The sequence below is a fragment of the Kumtagia ephedrae genome (assembly GCF_003012745.1).
GTDB classification, from domain to species: Bacteria; Pseudomonadota; Alphaproteobacteria; order Rhizobiales; family Rhizobiaceae; genus Kumtagia; species Kumtagia ephedrae.
Window position 1 is genome coordinate 69,538 of the sequence record NZ_PXYK01000017.1, and the last position, 19,539, is coordinate 89,076.

The 19,539-nt window shown below is 67.4% G+C and carries 18 protein-coding genes; 5 read left to right on the forward strand and 13 right to left on the reverse strand.

Annotated elements, in window-relative coordinates; genetic code table 11:
* Window positions 1-96: 96 nt before the first annotated feature.
* The gene (katG, locus tag C7I84_RS17775) at window positions 97-2,295 is read right to left on the reverse strand and encodes a catalase/peroxidase HPI (RefSeq protein ID WP_106773560.1); all 2,199 of its coding nucleotides are present in this window, start codon (window positions 2,293-2,295) and stop codon (window positions 97-99) included.
* Window positions 2,296-2,450: 155 nt separating this feature from the next.
* Here katG and C7I84_RS17780 point away from each other — a divergent pair, with 155 nt between their 5' ends.
* On the forward strand, window positions 2,451-3,356 hold the full coding sequence (locus tag C7I84_RS17780) for a hydrogen peroxide-inducible genes activator (RefSeq protein WP_106773561.1): 906 nt from the start codon (window positions 2,451-2,453) through the stop codon (window positions 3,354-3,356).
* A 97-nt stretch (window positions 3,357-3,453) separates the two neighbouring features.
* Here C7I84_RS17780 and hisG read toward each other — a convergent pair whose 3' ends face one another.
* The 3 genes from hisG to C7I84_RS17800 form a co-directional block, all read right to left on the reverse strand.
* On the reverse strand, window positions 3,454-4,155 hold the full coding sequence (gene hisG, locus C7I84_RS17785; protein ID WP_106773562.1) for an ATP phosphoribosyltransferase: 702 nt from the start codon (window positions 4,153-4,155) through the stop codon (window positions 3,454-3,456).
* A gap of 375 nt (window positions 4,156-4,530) precedes the next feature.
* Complete coding sequence (locus tag C7I84_RS17790) at window positions 4,531-5,631, reverse strand: ATP phosphoribosyltransferase regulatory subunit (protein WP_106773563.1); 1,101 nt, start codon at window positions 5,629-5,631, stop codon at window positions 4,531-4,533.
* 304 nt (window positions 5,632-5,935) lie between these two features.
* Window positions 5,936-7,600 carry a histidine--tRNA ligase gene (locus C7I84_RS17800; protein WP_106773564.1) on the reverse strand — a complete coding sequence of 555 codons (1,665 nt, stop codon included), beginning with the start codon at window positions 7,598-7,600 and terminating at the stop codon, window positions 5,936-5,938.
* 491 nt (window positions 7,601-8,091) lie between these two features.
* On the opposite strand from C7I84_RS17800, the gene C7I84_RS17805 reads away from it, so the two are divergent.
* Entirely contained in the window at window positions 8,092-8,310 is a 219-nt protein-coding gene (locus tag C7I84_RS17805; RefSeq protein ID WP_106773565.1) for a hypothetical protein, read from the forward strand.
* Between the two features lie 1,032 nt (window positions 8,311-9,342).
* Here C7I84_RS17805 and C7I84_RS17810 read toward each other — a convergent pair.
* Window positions 9,343-9,975, reverse strand: a complete 633-nt coding sequence (locus tag C7I84_RS17810) for a DNA-3-methyladenine glycosylase I (RefSeq protein WP_106773566.1) — start codon at window positions 9,973-9,975, stop codon at window positions 9,343-9,345.
* A gap of 234 nt (window positions 9,976-10,209) precedes the next feature.
* Between C7I84_RS17810 and C7I84_RS17815 the strand changes: the two genes are divergently transcribed.
* The 3 genes from C7I84_RS17815 to C7I84_RS17825 all read left to right on the forward strand — a co-directional run bounded on the left by C7I84_RS17815 (window position 10,210) and on the right by C7I84_RS17825 (window position 12,955).
* The gene (locus C7I84_RS17815; protein ID WP_106773567.1) at window positions 10,210-11,013 is read left to right on the forward strand and encodes a L,D-transpeptidase; all 804 of its coding nucleotides are present in this window, start codon (window positions 10,210-10,212) and stop codon (window positions 11,011-11,013) included.
* Between the two features lie 199 nt (window positions 11,014-11,212).
* Window positions 11,213-12,148 carry a bifunctional 5,10-methylenetetrahydrofolate dehydrogenase/5,10-methenyltetrahydrofolate cyclohydrolase gene (locus C7I84_RS17820; protein ID WP_106773625.1) on the forward strand — a complete coding sequence of 312 codons (936 nt, stop codon included), beginning with the start codon at window positions 11,213-11,215 and terminating at the stop codon, window positions 12,146-12,148.
* 132 nt (window positions 12,149-12,280) lie between these two features.
* The gene (locus C7I84_RS17825) at window positions 12,281-12,955 is read left to right on the forward strand and encodes a DUF2161 domain-containing phosphodiesterase (protein ID WP_106773568.1); all 675 of its coding nucleotides are present in this window, start codon (window positions 12,281-12,283) and stop codon (window positions 12,953-12,955) included.
* Between the two features lie 278 nt (window positions 12,956-13,233).
* On the opposite strand, the gene C7I84_RS17830 is transcribed toward C7I84_RS17825, so the two are convergent.
* The 8 genes from C7I84_RS17830 to C7I84_RS17865 all read right to left on the reverse strand — a co-directional run bounded on the left by C7I84_RS17830 (window position 13,234) and on the right by C7I84_RS17865 (window position 19,401).
* Complete coding sequence (locus tag C7I84_RS17830; protein ID WP_106773569.1) at window positions 13,234-13,422, reverse strand: hypothetical protein; 189 nt, start codon at window positions 13,420-13,422, stop codon at window positions 13,234-13,236.
* 16 nt (window positions 13,423-13,438) lie between these two features.
* Window positions 13,439-14,737 (reverse strand): glycolate oxidase subunit GlcF, encoded by a 1,299-nt coding sequence (glcF, locus tag C7I84_RS17835; RefSeq protein WP_106773570.1) that lies wholly within the window; start codon window positions 14,735-14,737, stop codon window positions 13,439-13,441.
* A 3-nt stretch (window positions 14,738-14,740) separates the two neighbouring features.
* The gene (locus C7I84_RS17840; RefSeq protein ID WP_106773571.1) at window positions 14,741-15,061 is read right to left on the reverse strand and encodes a hypothetical protein; all 321 of its coding nucleotides are present in this window, start codon (window positions 15,059-15,061) and stop codon (window positions 14,741-14,743) included.
* On the reverse strand, window positions 15,058-15,282 hold the full coding sequence (locus C7I84_RS17845; RefSeq protein ID WP_106773572.1) for a DUF433 domain-containing protein: 225 nt from the start codon (window positions 15,280-15,282) through the stop codon (window positions 15,058-15,060). Before C7I84_RS17845 ends, C7I84_RS17840 begins: the two co-directional genes overlap by 4 nt.
* 33 nt (window positions 15,283-15,315) lie before the next feature.
* The gene (glcE, locus tag C7I84_RS17850) at window positions 15,316-16,512 is read right to left on the reverse strand and encodes a glycolate oxidase subunit GlcE (RefSeq protein WP_106773573.1); all 1,197 of its coding nucleotides are present in this window, start codon (window positions 16,510-16,512) and stop codon (window positions 15,316-15,318) included.
* 84 nt (window positions 16,513-16,596) lie between these two features.
* Window positions 16,597-17,109, reverse strand: coding sequence for an endonuclease domain-containing protein (locus C7I84_RS17855; RefSeq protein WP_106773574.1), 513 nt, complete (start codon window positions 17,107-17,109; stop codon window positions 16,597-16,599).
* Window positions 17,106-17,687: a hypothetical protein gene (locus C7I84_RS17860; protein ID WP_106773575.1), complete on the reverse strand. Its 582-nt coding sequence runs from the start codon at window positions 17,685-17,687 to the stop codon at window positions 17,106-17,108. The genes C7I84_RS17855 and C7I84_RS17860 overlap by 4 nt, the downstream gene beginning before the upstream one ends.
* A gap of 217 nt (window positions 17,688-17,904) precedes the next feature.
* Window positions 17,905-19,401 carry an FAD-linked oxidase C-terminal domain-containing protein gene (locus C7I84_RS17865; RefSeq protein WP_106773576.1) on the reverse strand — a complete coding sequence of 499 codons (1,497 nt, stop codon included), beginning with the start codon at window positions 19,399-19,401 and terminating at the stop codon, window positions 17,905-17,907.
* Window positions 19,402-19,539 lie beyond the last annotated feature (138 nt).

Genomic DNA, 19,539 nt, shown 5'->3' on the forward strand with positions numbered 1-19,539 from the left:
TGGCTGCTTCAAGGCGGACCAAAAAGCAGAAAGGCCAAGGATGCGCCTCGGCCTTTCCCATTGATCCTTCGAACCGCCTTTCGGCGGTCGGCCGGATCAGGCGGCTTCGCGCAGCGATTCGCCGCCCAGATCGAACCGGTCGGCGTTCATCACCTTCGTCCAGGCTGCGACGAAGTCCTTCACGAACTTCTCCTTGGAGTCGGCCGTCGCGTAGACTTCCGCGTAGGCACGCAGTTGCGAATGCGAGCCGAAGATCAGGTCGATGCGCGTGCCGGTCCACCTGACCGCGCCGGTCTTGCGGTCGCGACCTTCATAGACGCCGTCGGAGCCTGCCAGCGGCTGCCACTGCGTGCCCATGTCGAGCAGGTTGACGAAGAAGTCGTTCGTCAGCGCTCCGACCTTGTCGGTGAAGACGCCGTGCCTGGAGCCGCCATGATTGGCGCCGAGCACGCGCAGGCCGCCGAGAAGCACCGTCAATTCGGGTCCGGTCAGCGTCAGCAGTTGCGCCTTGTCGACCAGGGCTTCCTCGGGCTTCATGAACTGCAGCTTGCCGCTGTTGGTGTAGTTACGGAAGCCGTCGTAACGGGGTTCCAGCGGTGCGAAGGACTGGACGTCCGTCTGCTCCTGCGAGGCGTCCGCGCGTCCCGGCGTGAACGGCACCTTCACCTCGACACCGGCATCCCTCGCGGCCTTCTCCACCGCGGCCGAGCCGGCCAGCACGATCAGGTCGGCGAGCGAAACCTTCTTGCCGAACTCCTTCTGGATCGCTTCCAGCTTTGCAAGCACGGTCTGAAGCTGCGTCGGCTCATTGACCTCCCAGTCCTTCTGCGGTGCAAGCCGGATGCGCGCGCCATTGGCGCCGCCGCGCTTGTCGGAACGGCGGAAGGTCGAGGCCGAAGCCCAGGCGGTCGAGACCAGTTGCGGCACCGACAGGCCGGAGGCGAGAATCTTCGCCTTCAGCGCGGCGACGTCCTGCTCGCCGATCAGTTCATGGTCGACGGCCGGGATCGGGTCCTGCCAGATCAGCGTCTCCTTGGGAACGAGCGGGCCGAGATAGCGGACGCGCGGACCCATGTCGCGATGCGTGAGCTTGAACCAGGCGCGGGCGAAGGCGTCGGCGAACTGGTCGGGGTTCTCGTAGAAGCGCCGCGAGATCTTTTCATATTCCGGGTCGAAGCGCAGCGAAAGGTCCGTCGTCAGCATGGTCGGACGGTGCTTCTTCGACGGATCGAAGGCGTCGGGGATGGACGTCTCGCCGCTCTTGGCCACCCACTGCTTGGCGCCGGCCGGGCTCTTCGTCAGTTCCCATTCGTTCTCGAACAGGTTCTTGAAAAACAGGTTGCTCCACTTGGTCGGCGTCTGCGTCCAGGTGACTTCCGGACCGCCGGTGATGGCGTCGGCGCCGACGCCGGTGCCGTGCTTGCTCTTCCAGCCGAGGCCCTGGTCCTCGAGCGCACCGCTTTCGGGCTCCGGGCCGACCAGCGACGGGTCGCCGGCGCCATGCGTCTTGCCGAAGGAATGGCCGCCGGCGATCAGCGCGACCGTCTCTTCATCGTTCATGGCCATGCGGAAGAAGGTCTCGCGGATGTCCTTCGCCGCCGCGACCGGGTCCGGATTGCCGTTCGGTCCTTCTGGATTGACATAGATCAGGCCCATCTGCACGGCGCCGAGCGGCTCGGAAAGCTGGCGCTCGCCGCTGTAGCGCTCGTCGCCCAGCCAGGTGCCCTCCGGCCCCCAGTAGAGCTCTTCGGGCTCCCACACGTCGACGCGGCCGCCGGCGAAGCCGAAGGTCTTGAAGCCCATCGATTCCAGCGCGACGTTGCCGGCGAGGATCATGAGGTCGGCCCAGGAGATCTTGCGACCGTATTTCTGCTTGATCGGCCACAGCAGACGGCGCGCCTTGTCGAGATTGGCGTTGTCCGGCCAGGAGTTGAGCGGCGCGAAACGCTGCTGGCCGGCGCCGGCGCCGCCGCGGCCATCGGTGATGCGATAGGTGCCGGCGCTATGCCAGGCCATGCGGATCATCAGGCCGCCGTAATGGCCGAAGTCGGCCGGCCACCAATCCTGCGAGTCGGTCATCAAGGCGTGCAGGTCCTTGACGACCGCATCGAGATCGAGGCTCTCGAACTCCTTGGCGTAGTCGAAATCCTTGCCCATCGGATCCGACAGGGTGGAATTGTGATGCAGCACCTGGACGTCCAGGTGATCCGGCCACCAGTCGCGGTTCCTTCTGCCTGCGGGCGTGTGCGCGACCGGGCATTTGCCCGCGCCCTTGTCGTCCGTCTTCGCGTCCATGGCTTCTCCTGCCTCCCTCGTCTGGGTGGGTTCTTGCTGAATCATCGACCAGACGCAGGGCGCGGATGGCCGAGCGATCTGGAACAGTTCCAGACTAGGCCCTTGCGACGATAATGACAAATTGCCTTTCCTGATTTTTCCGATAACTTCTCCTTATGACAAACCTGACCATCCGGCAGATGCTGTATTTCGACGCGCTGGCGCAGACGCTGCATTTCGGCCGGGCCGCCGGGCTTGCCGGGGTGACGCAGCCGGCGCTGTCCTCGCAGATCGCCGAGATGGAGGAACGGCTGGGCTGCCGGCTGTTCGAGCGTGGCGGCCGCTCGGTACGTTTGACCGAGGAGGCGGTGGCGCTGCAGCCGCGCATCGAAGCGATCCTGGCGCAGATTCGCGAGGTCGAGACGCTGGCGCGGCGCGGCAGGCGGACCATGCAGGGGCGTTTCCGGCTCGGCATGATTCCGACGGTGGCGCCCTACCTGCTGCCGCAGGTCCTGCCGGAGCTGAAGATGCGCTTTCCCGAGCTGCAGCTGGAACTGCGCGAGGCCGTCACCATGTCGCTGGTGTCGGAGACGGCCGCCGGCCGCATCGACGGTTTTGTCGCGGCGCTGCCGCTCGAGCATCCGGGGCTGGTGACGGAAAGCCTGTTCGAGGACCGGTTCTTCCTTGCCGTGCCGGAGCAGGACGCGGATTTCGTCGCGCCACCGGTGCCGCCGGAAAGCCCGGCGCTGGAGCGGCTGATGCTTCTGGAAGAAGGCCACTGCCTGCGCGACCAGGCGCTGAAGATTTGCGGCAGCGTGCGGCCGACGGCGCTTTCCAACTACGGCGCCACCAGCCTGACGACGCTGCTGCAGATGGTCGGCCACGGGCTCGGCGTCACCCTCATCCCCGAAATGGCGGCCGAGCCGAGCCGGTCCATCCGCGACCTCAAGATCGTGCCCTTCGCCGAGCCGATGCCGTCGCGCGAGATCGCTTTGGCCTGGCGCAAGAACAGCCCGCGGCAGGAGGAATGCCGCGAACTCGCCGGCATTCTGCGCGGATTGCGGGAAACGGTGATGTCATGATCCAGGAAGCGCAGGGGACAGTTTACTTTCTTTCCGCGGAAAGGCGGAGGCACTTCAAGGCTGGTGCCGGCGGAAAAAAGTAAACTGTCCCCGGCACTTAACTCGCGCTCGCCCCCACCTTTCCGACAATCTCCGCCAGCGCCGCCTGATCCGCCGCGTCGCGCTGCCGCCGCGACGCCACCAGGCAGGCCTGCGAGCGCAGGATCACGCCGTCGGACAGGATTTTCAGATGGTTGGCCCGCAGCGTCGAGCCGGTCGAGGTGATGTCGACGATGATGTCGGCGGACCCGGCGGCCGGCGCGCCCTCCGTGGCCCCGAGGCTTTCGACGATGCGGTAGACCTGTATGCCGTGCTTGCCCGAGAAGAACTGCTGGGTGAGCCGCCAGTATTTCGTGGCTATGCGCAGCCGCCTTCCGTGGCGCTGGCGGAAATCGGCGGCGACGTCGTCGAGATCGCTCATCGTATCGACGTCGAGCCACACCTCCGGCACCGCCACCACAACGTCTGCATGGCCGAAGCCGAGCCGTGCGGCGATCTCCATGCGGGCGTCCCAGTCGGCGCGGCTCTCGCGCACAAGATCCTCGCCGGTGATGCCCAGGTCGACATTGCCCTGGCCGAGCTCGCCGGCGATCTCGGAGGCCGACAGGAAGGCGATCTCGATGTCGGCGCGGCCATCGACACGCGCCCGGTATTTTCGCTCGTCGCCGGGCAGGCTGACGGCCAGGCCGGCGGCGGCGAGCAGTTCCAGCGCCTGCTCGCGCAGCCGGCCTTTCGAGGGAATGGCGAGGGTGAGGGTCATGTTGTACTTCCGGCCGCGCCAATTTGCAGCGCGCCCCCCTCCACCACGCTACGCGTGGTTCCCCTCCCCCTTGCAGGCAGGGCAATCGCATATGAAGCTACCCCCACCCCTAACCCCTCCCCACAAGGGGGAGGGGGACTGGCTTGCATTTCCGGCAGGCGCCAATCGTTGATGGTTTTGCTCTGCAAAGCGGCCGCGAAGTTCCCCTCCCCCTTGTGGGGAGGGGTTAGGGGTGGGGGTGTAAGGCGACCGAGTTGCGTGCCGTTTGTCATATGCACTTCCCCCGCTTCGCAGGGGAGGATCCGAGGCAGTGGCCTGCCGCATCGCTTGGCGGAGGGGGCGCGCCGACGTCTCCAGCCAATCTGACCTCACGGTTCATCCCGCCCCTCCCCGCAGCGTCTCGATGCGGTCGAGCCAGACGGAGAAGCCGACGCCGGGGATCGGCGCGGCGGCGCCGAGCAGGGTGAGCAGCCGGTCGTAGCGGCCGCCGCCGGCGAGCGGCTGGCCAGCACCGGGGGCGGCGATCTCGAACACCATGCCCGTATAATAGTCGAGCGGGCGGCCGAACGCCGCGTCGTAGGTGACGTTGCCGATCGCCTGTCCTTCCACGGCCTTGGCGCGCGCCTCGAACAGCTCCAGCGCGGCATCGAGATAGAGCTCGGCGTCCTCGGCGAAGCGGGCCAGCGTCGCGGCGGCACCGGCGAGCGGCACGCGGATCGCCAGGAACGTCTTCAAGGCGGCGAAGGCCTCTTCCGACAGGCGCACGGCGCCGAGTTCCGCCTTCTCGATCAGGCGGCGGGCGATGTCGTCCGGCGTGCGGCCGGCGGCAGGCGCCAGGCCGTGCTCCTCCATGGTCCGGCCGATATGGGCGGCCAGCGCCTCGCGGTCGCGCGCCGCCACCAGGCGCGCCGCCGGCTGGCCGAGGCCGCGCTTGCGCTGCGGATTGGCGAGATCGGCAAGGGCGGCGGCAAGCTGCTCCGGTGCGCCGAAGGCACGCGCCAGCCGCTTCTGCCAGCCGCGCGGCAGGCCGAGCGCGGCAAGCACCGCCTCGAACACCGCCTGGTCGCCCAGCGTCACCGCGAGCCTTGCATCGGGCAGCGCCTGCCCGAGCAGAGCATGCGCGTCGGCGATCAGGCGGGCGTCCGCCCCCGCCGTGTCGGGATCGCCCAGATCCTCGATGCCCGCCTGGAAGAATTCCGCCCGGCCCTCGCGGCGCTGCCGAAACACCTCGCCGAGATAGCCGTAGCGGCGCGGCGTGCCCGACTGGGTGCGGATGTGGTCGAGGCAGACCGGGATGGTGAATTCGGGGCGCAGGCAGAGCTGCTCGCCGGTCTCGCTCTCGGTGAGAAAAATGCGGCGGCGCAGGTCCTCGCCGGCCATGTCGAGGAACGGATCGGCCGGCTGCAGGATGGCGACGTCGACGAGGTCGGCGTTGCGCTCGGCGAACAGGGTCTTGATGGCGGCGGCGAGGGTCATGGGCGCCTCTCCCCCCTCGCGGGGGAGATGTCGCCAAAGGCGACAGAGGGGGTTGTCGCGGCAGCGCGCGACGCCCTCCCTCCCCCTCGAGGGGAGGGAGGGCGTCGGCGCTTCTTCGCACCCCCCTCTGTCCTGAGCTTGTCGAATGGGCCGGACATCTCCCCCGCAAGGGGGGAGATCGGCAGCTTCACGCCTGCCAGTCCGGCAGCGTCGACGATTGGCGAAAGCGGGCGCGATGGCCGATCTCCCCCCTTGCGGGGGAGATGTCCGGCAGGACAGAGGGGGGTGCGAAGGAGCGCCGATATTATCCGGCACGCGACCGCTCCGCCGCCTGCGCGTCGAGCACTTTTCGCACCGCATCGACAAGCTCGGCTTCCGGCACCGAAAACTGCGCCGGGCGGCCTTCTCGCCAGGCGGCGTTGTCGGAAATCTCCTTCGACAGTTGCTCGCCGAGCGCCATGTCCTTGATCTGCAGTTCTTCCTTGGCGCGCTCGTCGCCGCCCTGGATCACCACGCAGGGGGCGCCGCGCCGGTCGGCATATTTCATCTGCGCCTTCATGCCGGCGCCGCCGAGATACATTTCGGCGCGGATGCCGGCCTGGCGCAGCGAAGAGACCATCTTCTGATAGCGGCCGAGGCTTTCCGTGTCGCGGTCCATGACCAGCACGACGACCGGGCCGATCACTTCGGAGCTGCCCAGCTTGCCGAGATTCTTCAGCGCCGTCATCAGGCGGGAGACGCCGATGGAGAAGCCGGTCGCCGGCACGGGCTCGCCACGAAAGCGCGACACCAGCCCGTCATAGCGCCCGCCGCCGCCGACCGAGCCGAAACGCACGATCTGGCCTTCCTCGTTGGGGATTTCGGCCAGCAATTCGGCTTCGAAGACCGGACCGGTGTAGTATTCGAGGCCGCGGACGACGGAAGGGTCGATGCGGATGCGGTCAGGGCCGTAGCCCGCGCGATCGCAAAGATCGGCTATCTCTGCCAACTCGGCAGTGCCGTCTAGAATGTAGTTTGCTTCTTCTTGGAAGTTGGCGATCAGCCCTAGAAGGCTTTCCCAGTTAATATTGTCGACACGTCCAGGTCGATAAAGCCGATCGTGGAGAAATTGAAATCGGTAGGATGCTTCTGCTGCCTTGAACCCCGGCTCCGGGAACAGAAAGGGGCTTGGCAGTCCGTAACCTGAACGACCGTCAAAAACCTCAGCTAGTTGAGTTGGCAATTCCAGCCAACCAATCAGCTTTTCGATTTGAGCCTCATCCAGCCCCGCGCCCTTCGTAAAATCGCCTTCGCCCTCCTTGCCGCCGTCCCAGCGGCCGGGACCGAGCAGCAGCCGCACACCTTCGGGTCCGAACTTGTCCAGCTTGTCGATGGCGCGCAGCACGATCAGCCGGCGCGCCGCGTTGTCGTCGCCGCCGAGCCCGATCGCCTCCAGCACGCCGTCCAGCACCTTCCGGTTGTTGACGCGGATGACATACTGCCCGCGCGGAATGCCCAGCGCCTCCATCACGTCGGCCATCATCATCGCCATCTCGGCGTCGGCGGCCACGCCCGGCGTGCCGACCGTATCGGCGTCGAACTGCATGAACTGGCGGAAGCGGCCCGGTCCCGGCTTCTCGTTGCGGAACACCCAGCCCCATTTGTAGGAGCGGAAGGGTTTTGGCAGCTTATCCCAGTTTTCCGCCACGAAGCGCGCCATCGGTGCGGTGAGGTCGTAGCGCAGCGACAGCCACTGCTCGTCGTCGTCCTGGAAGGAGAACACGCCCTCGTTCGGCCGGTCCTGGTCGGGCAGGAATTTTCCGAGCGCGTCGGTGTATTCGATCATCGGCTGGTCGAAGGGCTCGAAGCCGTAGAGCTCGTAGACCGCCCGGATTTTTGCCATCATCTCCTCGACGGCGCGGATGTCGTCGGGGAAGCGGTCGGCGAACCCGCGCGGCAGGCGCGCCTTCGTCTTGTCCGTGCTGGCCATGGCGGTCTCGTTTCTTCGGGGTCTTGGCGGCGCCGCCGTCCTAGCGGATGGCGCCCCCTGCGGCAAGACTTGTGGCCTCATGTCGGCAGGGCCTCTTTTCCTCGACGCAGGGGCATTTGTGCATGAGACATCGCGACGAATTCATGCGCCGCGTACCCCCACCCCTAACCCCTGCCCGCAAGGGGGAGGGGAACTTTGCGGCCGCCATGCCAGGCGAACCGTCAACGATCGGCGTCAGGCGGAGGTGCCAGCCAGTTCCCCTCCCCCTTGTGGGAGGGGTCAGGGGTGGGGGTAGTTCCATATGGAGTTCCCTGCAGCCGTTAACCATTGCGGCACAACCGCCGCGATCATTCCGCACAGCCGCCACAAAGGGGCCTTCGTTCCGTAACCGTCCGAAACTACACGGAAACATGCCCCCGGTTGCACGGCACGGGACGGTTACCCGTCCATGAGAAAAGCCGCGGCAACCGAACAGACCGAAAGCAACGACCATGTCCGCCCTCCTCAAGACCGCAGCCCGCGACGCCTCGTGCCGGAAGCCGGACGATTTTGCCTTCGGCGGCTTCGGGCCGGACGCGGACGAGGCGGTGGCCGGCGGACAGCTCGGCGGCGCGGCGCTCACCATGCTGCTGGTGCTGTATCCGGCGGTCGCCTCGGTCGCGGTGGTGCTCGCCGCCTTCATGCTGTCGGGCTCCGGCATCGCGGCGTAGGCCGGGCGCCGGCGTTTTCCAACCGCTTTCGCCTGCTCGGGCGCCTTCTCCCGCAAGGGAGGACAAGGCGCGCGACGCCGCGATGTCTGTGCCAAGCTCCCCCTCTTCGTCTCGGGCTCCGCCCTCGACACCTCTCCCCCACATGCGTGGGGGCGAGGAACCCAGGCTGGAGAGGCGCCGGCATCGCGGCAGCGGTTCCTCGCCCCCGCAGGGGAGAGGTGTCGAGGGCGGAGCCCGAGACGGAGAGGGGGAAGCGCCGGGAGAGGAAGCGCCGGGGACAGTTTACTTTTTGGCCCGCGCGACTTCTGAACTGCTGCGGCCTTTCTGCCGAAAGAAAGTAAACTGTCCCCTGAGCATTCCCCTGAGCATACGCCGTCCTCGCCACGCCCTGCATCGCAGTCTGGCCATTGAGAAGATCGGGAAGACGGGCGGCCGCAGGATCGCTCATCTAAATTTTATATGCGACCTTTCGGCCGCCCGTCCGGTGCTTCTTCGCCGCTTCATTTCCGGGTTATGGGATCGTACTCGCTACTCCGGCTTAAGCGACGCCGGCGATATCCCGCTCATGACGGCTCCTGAGGCCATACCGGAGCCCCGTCCCGCTCAAAGACGGGATCGTTGGAAACTCTGAAGCAGCGCCGGCCCTCGCGGCCACGTTAGCCGCTACCTTCCGGACACCGGTCCCTCCCCGCAGACCACCGTCATGATCGGCGTTCCCGCAGGAGGGACTGGGCGCAAGGATAAGGGAGGCGGAGAGGCAGGGGATAAAATGCCGCGAAAAGCACCTGCCGCATCGCCGCGAGCTTCGCGGCGAGGACGGGTAAGTGCCGGGGACAGTTTACTTTTTTCGGCCCGCGCGACCTCTGAACTGCCGCGCCTTTCTGCCGAAAGAAAGTAAACTGTCCCCTCTCCCAGGCCTATCGGATTCACACATCTGGAAACTGGCTTGCCGGCATTGCCGAAGAGATTTTTGCACTGGCTTTGGCTTCACCACCTCCGAGACATCAAAGCCAGCGCAGAAACTTCTCACGATCACGCAGGCCCCGGCCGCCGGAACGCCGCGCGGTCGCGCTCGACGGCGGCGCGGCAGTGGCAGCCCTCGATATGGTCGTTGACCAGGCCCATGGCCTGCATGAAGGCGTAGACGGTGGTCGGGCCGACAAAGGTCCAGCCGCGCTTCTTCAGCTCCTTCGAGATCAGCGTCGAGGTCTCCGTCGTCGGCATGGCGGCGAGCGTGGCGCGGTCGAGTTTTCGCGGCCGCTGATCCGGGCGCGGCTCGAAGGCCCAGAACCAGGCGGCGAGCGACCCCGCCTCGGCCACGAGGTCCTGGGCGCGGCGGGCGTTGTTGATGGTGGATTCAATCTTGCCGCGATGGCGCACGATGCCGGGGTTTTGCAGCAGCCGCTCGACGTCCTTCTCGTCGAACCCGGCGACCTTGTCGAAGTCGAAGCCGGCGAAAGCGGCGCGGAAATTCTCGCGCTTGCGCAGGATCGTCAGCCAGGACAGGCCGGACTGGAAACCCTCGAGGCAGATCTTCTCGAACAGCCGGCGGTCGTCGGCGACCGGGCGGCCCCATTCGTGGTCGTGGTAGTGGCGGTAGTCGTCGCGGTCGCCCGCCCAGAAGCAGCGCGCCACGCCGTCGGAACCCTCGATCAGCCCTGTCATCGGCTCTTTCCAACCCTTTCGTCGATTCGTTAACGCGTCCCGCGGCGCGTTGACCGCGCCTTTACCAGTCCGCTGAACCGGCCGGTAACCACGCCGGAAGGTTTATGGAAAACCACGCATTTTAGCCAACCCGATTCACCTTTCGGTTCCTGCTTGCCGTCACGCTCCTGACAGGACGAGGGCGCGGTCCGCCCCGCCGCAGACCAATTCGCGATCAGGTGACGAGTACGCGTAATGATCAGAAGCAGGCTTCTTCTTCTCTGTACGGCCGCGCTTGCCGGGCTGGCGGCGGCGCCGGCCGGCGCCGGCCAGCGCTACGGCGAGCGGCCGCCGGTGGTGGTCAGCCCCGACCTGTCGGCGCCGTGGGTGATGCAGCTCGGCCGCCAGCCCGGCCGCAAGCTGTCGCAGCGCGACACCGGCTACGGCATCCATGTGCAGCCGCGCGCCGAGCAGCGGCGGGTGCAGCGCAACGCCCAGCCGCGGCGCGAGGTGCGGCGGCAGGGGCTCGGCCTGTTCGGGCAGGATCCGGTGCGCACCGCCGCCGTGCCGGCGCCGCGCAAGAAGGAAATCCGGCCGCAGATGGACCCGATGTACCTGCCGCAGCAGGTCGAGTATTCCGGCGGCGAGAAGCCCGGCACCATCGTCATCGATACCGGCTCGAAATTCCTCTACCTCGTCCAGGCCGGTGGCAAGGCGCGGCGCTACGGCGTCGGCGTTGGCCAGGAAGGCATGGTGTGGACCGGCACGCAGAAAATCTCGCGCAAGGCGGCGTGGCCGGACTGGCGCCCCCCGGCCGAGATGATCGTGCGCGAGCGCGCCAAGGGTCGCCATTTGCCGACCTACATGGCCGGCGGCCCGGAAAACCCGCTCGGCGCGCGTGCGCTCTATCTCGGCTCGACGCTCTACCGCATCCACGGCACCAACGCGCCGTGGACGATCGGCACCAACGTGTCGTCGGGCTGCATCCGGCTGCGCAACGAGGACGTGGTCGACCTCTACGAGCGCGTCGGCGTCGGCACCAGGGTGGTGGTCATGTGAGGCAACCGGGCCGCCGCGACGGGGACGGCGCGGCTGGAAGAAGCGAGCGGGGGCCGCTTTCTCCGACCCGGAAGCAAGGGCAGCGCGGGCGACCGCGCTGCCCTTGGGCTTTGCGGCGGAAGGAGTCGCGCCGCCGTCGCATCCGCCCTATATGGAGCGGGCGCGCAGCCGCTATGATCATTCCTCCCGGAGCCATCGCATGCCGACAGCCGACGACCATCGCTACCTGAAGGGCGCCCCCGTGGCCGCCCGCATCCTCGCCGAGGTGCGCGCCGAGGCCGAGCGCGCCACGGCCGAGGGGTTCCGGCCGAAGCTGGTGTCGATCACCGTCGGCGACGTCGCCGCCGTCGACGTCTATGTGCGCAACCAGCGCTCCAAGGCGGAAGCCGCCGGCATCGACTTCGAGGAGCGGCGCTTTCCGGCGGAGATCTCTGCCGACGAGCTGGAGGCGGCGATCCACGGCATGAACGCCGACCCGCGCATCACCGGCATCATCATCCAGCGGCCGGTTCCGGCGCACATCCCGATCAAGGCGATCCAGGCGGCCGTCCACCCGCTCAAGGACGTGGAAGGCATGCACCCGGCCTCGATCGGCAACATCGTCTACAACGAGCTCGACCTGGCGCCCTGCACCGCCGCCGCCTCGGTGGAGATGCTGAAGGCGACGGGGCTGGAGCTGAAGGGGCTGGAGGTGGTGATCGTCGGGCATTCCGAGATCGTCGGCAAGCCGATCGCCTTCCTGCTGATGAGCGAGGGGGCGACGGTGACGGTGTGCCACCACATGACCCGCTCGGTGGCCGCGCACGCCCGGCGCGCCGACGCGTTGTTCGTGGCGGTCGGCAGGCCGCGCCTGATCAAGGCCGACATGGTCAAGCCGGGTGCCGCGGTGATCGACATCGGCATCAACAGCGAGGCGACCGCCGACGGCGGCACGCGCATCGTCGGCGACGTCGACACCGAGAGCGTCAGGGAGGTCGCCTCCTGGATCACGCCGGTGCCGGGCGGCGTCGGGCCGGTGACGGTGGCGATCCTGCTGAGAAACACCATGGTGGCGCTGCAGCGGCAGCGCGCGCTCTACCGCTCGACCTACCAGGCGGACGCCAACTCAAGCGTGCGCCGGCTGCGGGCGGGCTGACCGCGGGTCGGCGACGGCTTTGCCCCACGGGCAGAGACCGTCTCCTCTCACCCGGCCTCCGCTTTCCCAAGCAGGTGACGCGGCGCGCCGAATCGGACAGATTCGGGCGCTTCCTCCACGCGCGACGAGGCGATGCTCGAGACCGCACTCTATCTGCCGGTAAAACGCTTCCTCGAAAACCTCGGCTACGAAGTGAAGGGCGAGGTCGGCGGCTGCGATCTGGTGGCGCTGAGCCCGGGATCGCCGCCGGTCGTCGTGGTGTGCGAGCTGAAGCTGCAGTTCAACCTCGAACTGGTGCTGCAGGGCGTCGACCGCATGGCGGCGTGCGACGAGGTGTGGCTGGCCGCGTCGCTGTCGGCGCGCGGCAAGGGGCGCGAGGCGGACAAGCGCTTCCGCAACCTGTGCCGGCGGCTCGGCTTCGGGCTCCTGGGCGTGGCCGCCGACGGCGCGGTGCACATCCTGCTCAGCCCCGCCGCCCTGCCGCCGCGCCGCGACCCGCGCCGGCGCTCGCGGCTGGTCGACGAGCACAGCCGCCGCCAGGGCGACCCGGCGGTCGGCGGCGGCTCGCGCGCGCCGATCATGACCGCCTACCGGCAGCAGGCGCTGGCCTGCGCCGCCGCGCTGGCCGACGGCCCGAAGCGGCCGCGCGACCTGAAGGCCGAGGCGCCGCTTGCGGCATCGATCCTGCGCCGCAACGTCTATGGCTGGTTCGAGCGGGCGGAATGGGGCGTCTATGCGCTCACCGATGCCGGGCGGCAGGCGCTGGAGCGCTGGCCGCAGCCGAGCGTGCGGCAAGCGGCGGAGTAGCGGCGGGGGACGCCTTATGCTCGACGGCTTTGGGCTTTGAGCTTCCGTTCCGTAGTCCGCCATCTCGCAGGGCCCCCTCTCCGTCTCGGGCTCCGCCCGAGACACCTCTCCCCCGCTTCGCAGGGGCGAGGAACCACTGCTGCGATGCTGCCCTTCTCCAGCCTGGGTTCCTCGCCCCACGCAGTGGGGAGAGGTGTCGAGCCCGAAGGGCGAGACGGAGAGGGGCTTGCGATACGGGCAGGTGTAACCAGCGGCACAACCCGTACAGCGGTCGACCGTCAGTCGCCACCTCCGCCGCCATCGCCGCCGTCACCGGACGCGCTGGACTCGAAACCGCGTTCATTCGATGCGACCGAGCCCGACAGCGGTCCGACCAGCCACCGGCGGCTGGAGGTGCGGTACCTGATGCCCAGCCAGATGGCGATGACGATGGCGACGGGGATCAGGAGGTAGAGCAGCGCTGCCATGCGTTAGCCTCCCAGCCTAGACGCCGTTCGGCCTCGGCCCCCCATAGGCCCAGTCGAGCAGCGCCACCGTATGTACCACGGGCAGCTTCGCCGCCGAAGCGATCTGGGTGATGCAGCCGATGTTGCCGGTGGCGACGAGCGCGGCACCGGTCGCCTCGATGTTCTTCACCTTGCGGTCGCGCAGTCTTGCCGAAATCTCCGGCTGCAGGATGTTGTAGGTGCCGGCCGAGCCGCAGCACAGATGGCCCTCGCGCGGCTCCTTCACGAAAAAGCCGGCACGCGCCAGCAATTCCTTCGGCTGGCGCGTGATCTTCTGGCCGTGCTGCATGGAGCAGGCGGAGTGATAGGCCACCGTCAGGCCCGGCTTGACCGAAGGCTCGGGCAGGTCGAGCGTCGCGAGATATTCGGTGATATCTTTCGCCAAGGCCGAAACCTTCGCCGCCTTGTCGGCATAGGCAGGGTCGAGCCGCAGCATGAAGCCATAATCCTTGATCGTCGTGCCGCAGCCGGACGCGGTGATGACGATGGCGTCGAGGGCGCCGCGCTCGATCTCGCGCGTCCAGGCGTCGACGTTTTTCCGCGCGGCGGCGAGTGCGGCCTCCTCCTTGCCCATATGGTGCACCAGCGCGCCGCAGCAGCCTTCGCCCGGCGGCACCACCACCTCGACGCCGAGCCGGGTGAGCAGGCGCACGGTCGCCTCGTTGATGCCGGGCTCCAGCACCGACTGGGCGCAGCCGGTGAGCAGCGCCACGCGGCCGCGCCGCTCGCCCCGCGGAGCATGGCGGCCGGGCTGCGAGACCGGCGACGCTGCCGGCACCGAGGCGGGCGCGAGCCTCAGCATCGACGCCAGCGGCTTCAGCGCCGGCATGCCGGCGAACAGCTTTGCGAAGGGCCGTCCGAACCCCGCGAGCTTGAGCGCCGCCCGGAACCGCCGGGGATAGGGCAGCGTCGCCGCGAGCAGCGCCCGGACCAGCCGGTCGGCCAGCGGGCGGTTGTAGGTCTTCTCGATATGGGCGCGGGCATGGTCGACCAGATGCATGTAGTTCACGCCCGACGGGCAGGTGGTCATGCAGGAGAGGCAGGAGAGGCAGCGGTCGATATGGGTGACGATTTGCTTGTCGGCCGGGCGGCCGTTCTCCAGCATGTCCTTGATCAGGTAGATCCGCCCGCGTGGGCTGTCCAGCTCGTTGCCGAGCGTCACATAGGTCGGGCAAGTCGCGGTGCAGAACCCGCAATGCACGCATTTGCGCAGGATCTTCTCCGATTCGGCGACATGCGGATCGGCAAGCTGAGCGGAGGAGAAGGTGGTTTGCATAGTCTATCGTTCGACCAAAGTTACGTGACCCGGCTTCGCCGTGACGACCGCGTCGACAATCCGGCTGACAATCACCTTAAGCTCTGCAAGCCGAGGTGACGGCAGAACGACAATCGCAAAGGATCTGCCGGCAAGGTTCTGCTGGTGTGGCAGGTTCTTGTCGCTGGTGAGCAAACAGGTGAAGCCCTCGCTCTCGACAAGCTGCACCAACCGGCCGTTCTTGGTTCCCTTCCACCTGTTCGGAAAGCCAACAACGTCGCAACCCGCCTTGCGCAGGATCGGCAACAAATCGAGCGGAACGCCTTCGTCGAAAATCGCCGTCACGCGGCCTTCGGGAAGTAGCGCTTCACGTCCTCTCCAACGAGATGCAGAACAGTTTCCGCCTGTGCGCGCTCGACAGTTGGAAAGTTCTCCAAAAAAGCTTCCAACGACATCCCATCCGCCAGATTTTCGAAGAGCGCATCAACCGGAACACGCGTACCCTTGAAAACGACGGCGCCGGAAACGATCTCGGGATCGGAGCTCAGTACATCCGTGATCTTCATGACGATCTCCAACGGCACACTAGCTCCCTCATTCTACCCCATCCGTCCCGGGTTGAGGATGTTTTGTGGATCGAACTCGGCCTTCAGCCGTGCCGAGAGGGCGGCGAGCGCCGCCGGCTGCGGCTCGAAGACGGCGTTCGCCGCGCGCTGCGGGGCGCTTGCGCGCACCAGGGTCGCATAGCCGCCGCCGAGTTTTTTGACCAACCCGCGCAGCAGTTCGGCTTCCGACTCGTGTTCCATGCGCAGCCAGGCGAGCCCGCCGGCCCAGTCGTAGAAGGCGTCGGCCGCCGTCTGCATGCGCAGCGCCATGACGAGCCTGTGCGCCTCGTTCGGCGCCATCGAGACGCGCCAGACCGGCTTTTCCGTGCCGTCGGCAAAGGGCGCGCAGTCGCGGATGGCGCGCCACAGACGCTTCGACGCCTCCGCCGAAATCGTCACGGCCTCCGCGCCCAGCCCGAACGCCTGCTTCAGGTGGTTGATGCGGTAGGCGACGGACGGGCCAAAACCTTCGACGCGCAGCACGGTCGCCGCGCCCTTCGGCAGGCCGTCGATGCGCGCCGAGGCCGTTTCCGGCAGGTGCGCGGCGCCGGAAACCTCCGCCGACGAGCCCATGGCGACCGCCATGGCAGCCACCGCGGCGTCGTCGAGCAGGCCCGACAGAACCAGCGTCGTCTCGGTCTCCGCCCCAGGCAGCACCTTGAAGGTGACGTCGGTGACGGCGGCGAGCGTGCCCCACGAGCCGGCCATCGCCTTCGACAGGTCGTAGCCGGTGACGTTCTTGACGACGCGTCCGCCCGCCTTGAAAGCCTCGCCGCGGCCCGAGACAGCGGTTATGCCGAGGATGTGATCACGCGCCGCGCCGGCTTTTATCCGCCGCGGCCCGGACAGGTTGGCTGAGAGCGCGCCGCCGATCGTCCCCCTGCCCTGTTGACCACCCAAAAGCGGGCCATAGTCCATCGGCTCGAAGGCAAGCTCCTGGCCGTTTTGGGCAAGCAGGTTTTCGATCTCGGCAAGCGGCGTGCCGGCCCTGGCCGACAGCACCAGTTCCTCGGGCTCGTAGAGGGTGACGCCGGTCAGGCTCGACAGGTCGAGCGCGTGCCCGGTCTGCGGCGGCCGGCCGATGCCGCGCTTGGAGCCATGGCCGAGGATTTCCAGCGGCGCGCTTTCGGACACGGCCCACTGGACGGCGGACAGGACTTCCTCGGCGGAGGTGGGGGTGAAGGTGGTCATGGACGGCTAAAATCCTGGGTTCCTCGCCCCCGCGAAGCGGGGGAGAGGTGCCGAGCGCAGCGAGGCGGAGAGGGGGGCATCAGATCACTCACCACCGACACCTCTCGGAGCCCGGCGCGCGAACACATACCGCAGATCGCTCGCAACAACGTCTTCGCTCAGCCTTCCGTCGAGCGCGGCCAGAATCGTCTCGCAAACACTCCCGGTGTCTTTCACTGCATCCGAACTCCAGAAACGCAGAACGGAATAGCCCTGAGCGCGCATGAACGCATCGCGGCGGCGATCGCGTTTATCGTCGGCGTGCTGGCTGCCGTCGAGTTCGACGACAAGCCTGGCAGACCGACAGGCGAAGTCGGCAAAGTATGGACCCAACGGCATCTGCCGGACGAACTTGTAGCCGCCGAGCTGCTTTGCCTGCAACTCATTCCAAAGCATGGCTTCCGCCATGTTGTCGCCGTGGCGGAGCTCACGCGCGCGGGCGAGTTTTTCGGCCGAGCGGCGGCTCGGTGTCGCAGCCCCCCTCTCCGTCTCGGGCTTCGCCCTCGACACCTCTCCCCCGCTTTGCGGGGGCGAGGAACCCGGGTTCTGCGCGATCATCGCGCCTCCCCCAACCACTTCCGCACCGCCTCGCCCCTCGACGACAGTCGGTAGCCGACGTCGAGGCTCTCGGTCAGGCCGAGCTCCTTTAGTTTTCGCACGTCCTGCTTGAACTTCAGCTTTTCGACGCCGAGGGCTGCCGCGAGCTCGACGGCAGCGACGGCCGGACGCTCGCCGATCGCCCGCAGGATCGACGGAAAATAGCCAGGGGCCGTCTTCTCCCAGCGGTCGAAGCGGGCGCGGAGGTCGCGCCACTCGGCGTCCGAAAGTTCCGCATTCTCACGCTTCGCCACACGCTCGTCCGGCTCGATGCCGGCGAGCACGATGCGGTAGACAGGGTCGCCATTGCCGGGTCCGAGCATCTCGCGCAGTGCCGCCAGCGAGGGGAAGCGCGCGGCGGCGGCATCCGCCTCGGTCAGTCCGGCTGGATCGCAAGGCGCGATCGCGCCGATCCTGACCACGCCGACCGAGGTGCGCAGCCTCCCGCCGGCCTTCACCGTCGGCCGCTTCCAGCGGCGGAAGGCGAGCGTGACAATGCCTGCCGCGATACCGTCGAGGATGGCCTGCTTGAAGAGCATCGCTCAGAGCCTCGCAGAGGGGCCGAGGCGCGGAGCACCCCCCTCTGGCCTGCCGGCCATCTCCCCCGCAAGGGGGGAGATCAGACGGACGCACGGCTTTCGCCAACCAGCAACGTTGAATGAGAAGCGGCGAGCCCGAAGCTGCTGATCTCCCCCCTTGCGGGGGAGATGGCCGGCAGGCCAGAGGGGGGTGCGAAGGAGCGCACGCATTTCAACCTCAAAACCTCGGAATGTCCGGAAACGGCATCTTGCCCGCATGGATGTGCATGCGGCCGAGTTCGGCGCAGCGGCGGAGCTGCGGGAACACTTTTCCCGGATTGAGCAGATGGTTGGGGTCGAAGGCACATTTGACCCGCATCTGCTGGTCGAGATCGGCCTGCGAGAACATTTCGGGCATCAGGTCGCGCTTCTCCACGCCGACGCCATGCTCGCCAGTGAGCACGCCGCCGACTTTTACGCAGAGCCGCAATATGTCGGCGCCGAAGGCCTCGGCTTTCTCCAACTCGCCGGGCAGGTTGGCGTCGTAGAGGATGAGCGGATGCAGATTGCCGTCGCCGGCATGGAAGACGTTGGCGACGCGCAGGCCGTACTGCTGCGATAGCTCGCGCATGCCGGCGAGCACGCGCGGCAGTTCCTTGCGCGGGATGGTGCCGTCCATGCAGTAGTAGTCGGGCGAGATGCGGCCGACAGCCGGAAAAGCCGCCTTGCGGCCGGCCCAGAAGCGCAGGCGCTCCTCCTCCGAGGTGGAGATGCGGCAGGTGGTCGAGCCGTTGCGCAGCGCGATCGCCTCGACAAGGCCGATCAGGTGATCGACCTCGACGCCCGGACCGTCGAGTTCGACGATCAGCAGCGCCTCGCACTCGAGCGGATAGCCGGCCTGGACGAAATCCTCGGCCGCATGGATCGCCGGCCGGTCCATCATCTCCATGCCGCCCGGGATGATGCCGGCGCCGATGATGTCGGCTACACACTGCCCACCCTGCTCGCTGGTCGGGAAGCCGATCAGCAGGGCGCGCGCCGTCTCCGGCTTCCTGAGGATACGCACCGTGACCTCGGTGACGACGCCGAGCAGCCCCTCCGAGCCGGTCATGATGCCGAGCAGGTCATAACCCTCCGCGTCGAGGTGCTTGCCGCCGAGGCGCACCACCTCGCCGTTCATCAGCACCATCTCGACGCCGAGCACGTTGTTGGCGGTAAGCCCGTATTTCAGGCAGTGCACGCCGCCGGAATTTTCCGCGACATTGCCGCCGATGGAGCAGGCGATCTGCGAGGAAGGGTCGGGGGCGTAGTAGAAACCGTCCTCCTCGACGGCGCGGGTGATGCCGAGATTGGTGACGCCCGGCTGCGCCACCACGCAGCGGTTCATGAAGTCGATGTCGAGGATGGCGTTGAAGCGGCTCATCACCAGCAGCACGGCGTCTTCCAGCGGCAGGGCGCCGCCCGACAGCGAAGTGCCGGAGCCGCGCGGCACGACGCGGATGCCGCGCTCGTCGCAATATTTCAGGATCTTCGACACCTGCGCCGTGGTTTCCGGCAGCACCACGACCAGCGGAAGCTGGCGGTAGGCGGTGAGCCCGTCGCTCTCGAAGGCGCGCATCTCGTTGACGGCGTCGACCACGCCCTCGCCCGGCACGATGCGCGCCAGGTCGGCGACGATCTCGGCGCGCCGCGACAGCGTCGCGGCGTCCGGCTTCGGCATGGCTAGTCCGGACATGGCTCTGCCCTTGGATCTACTGGTAAAAAGCATTTACCAGTTGGCCGAAGGCATCGCAAGCCGGGCTCGACGCAAACTTCCGACACGCGGTCGCGAGACCGCATTGGCCTTGCGATTTCAATGTCTTAGCCGGTCCGC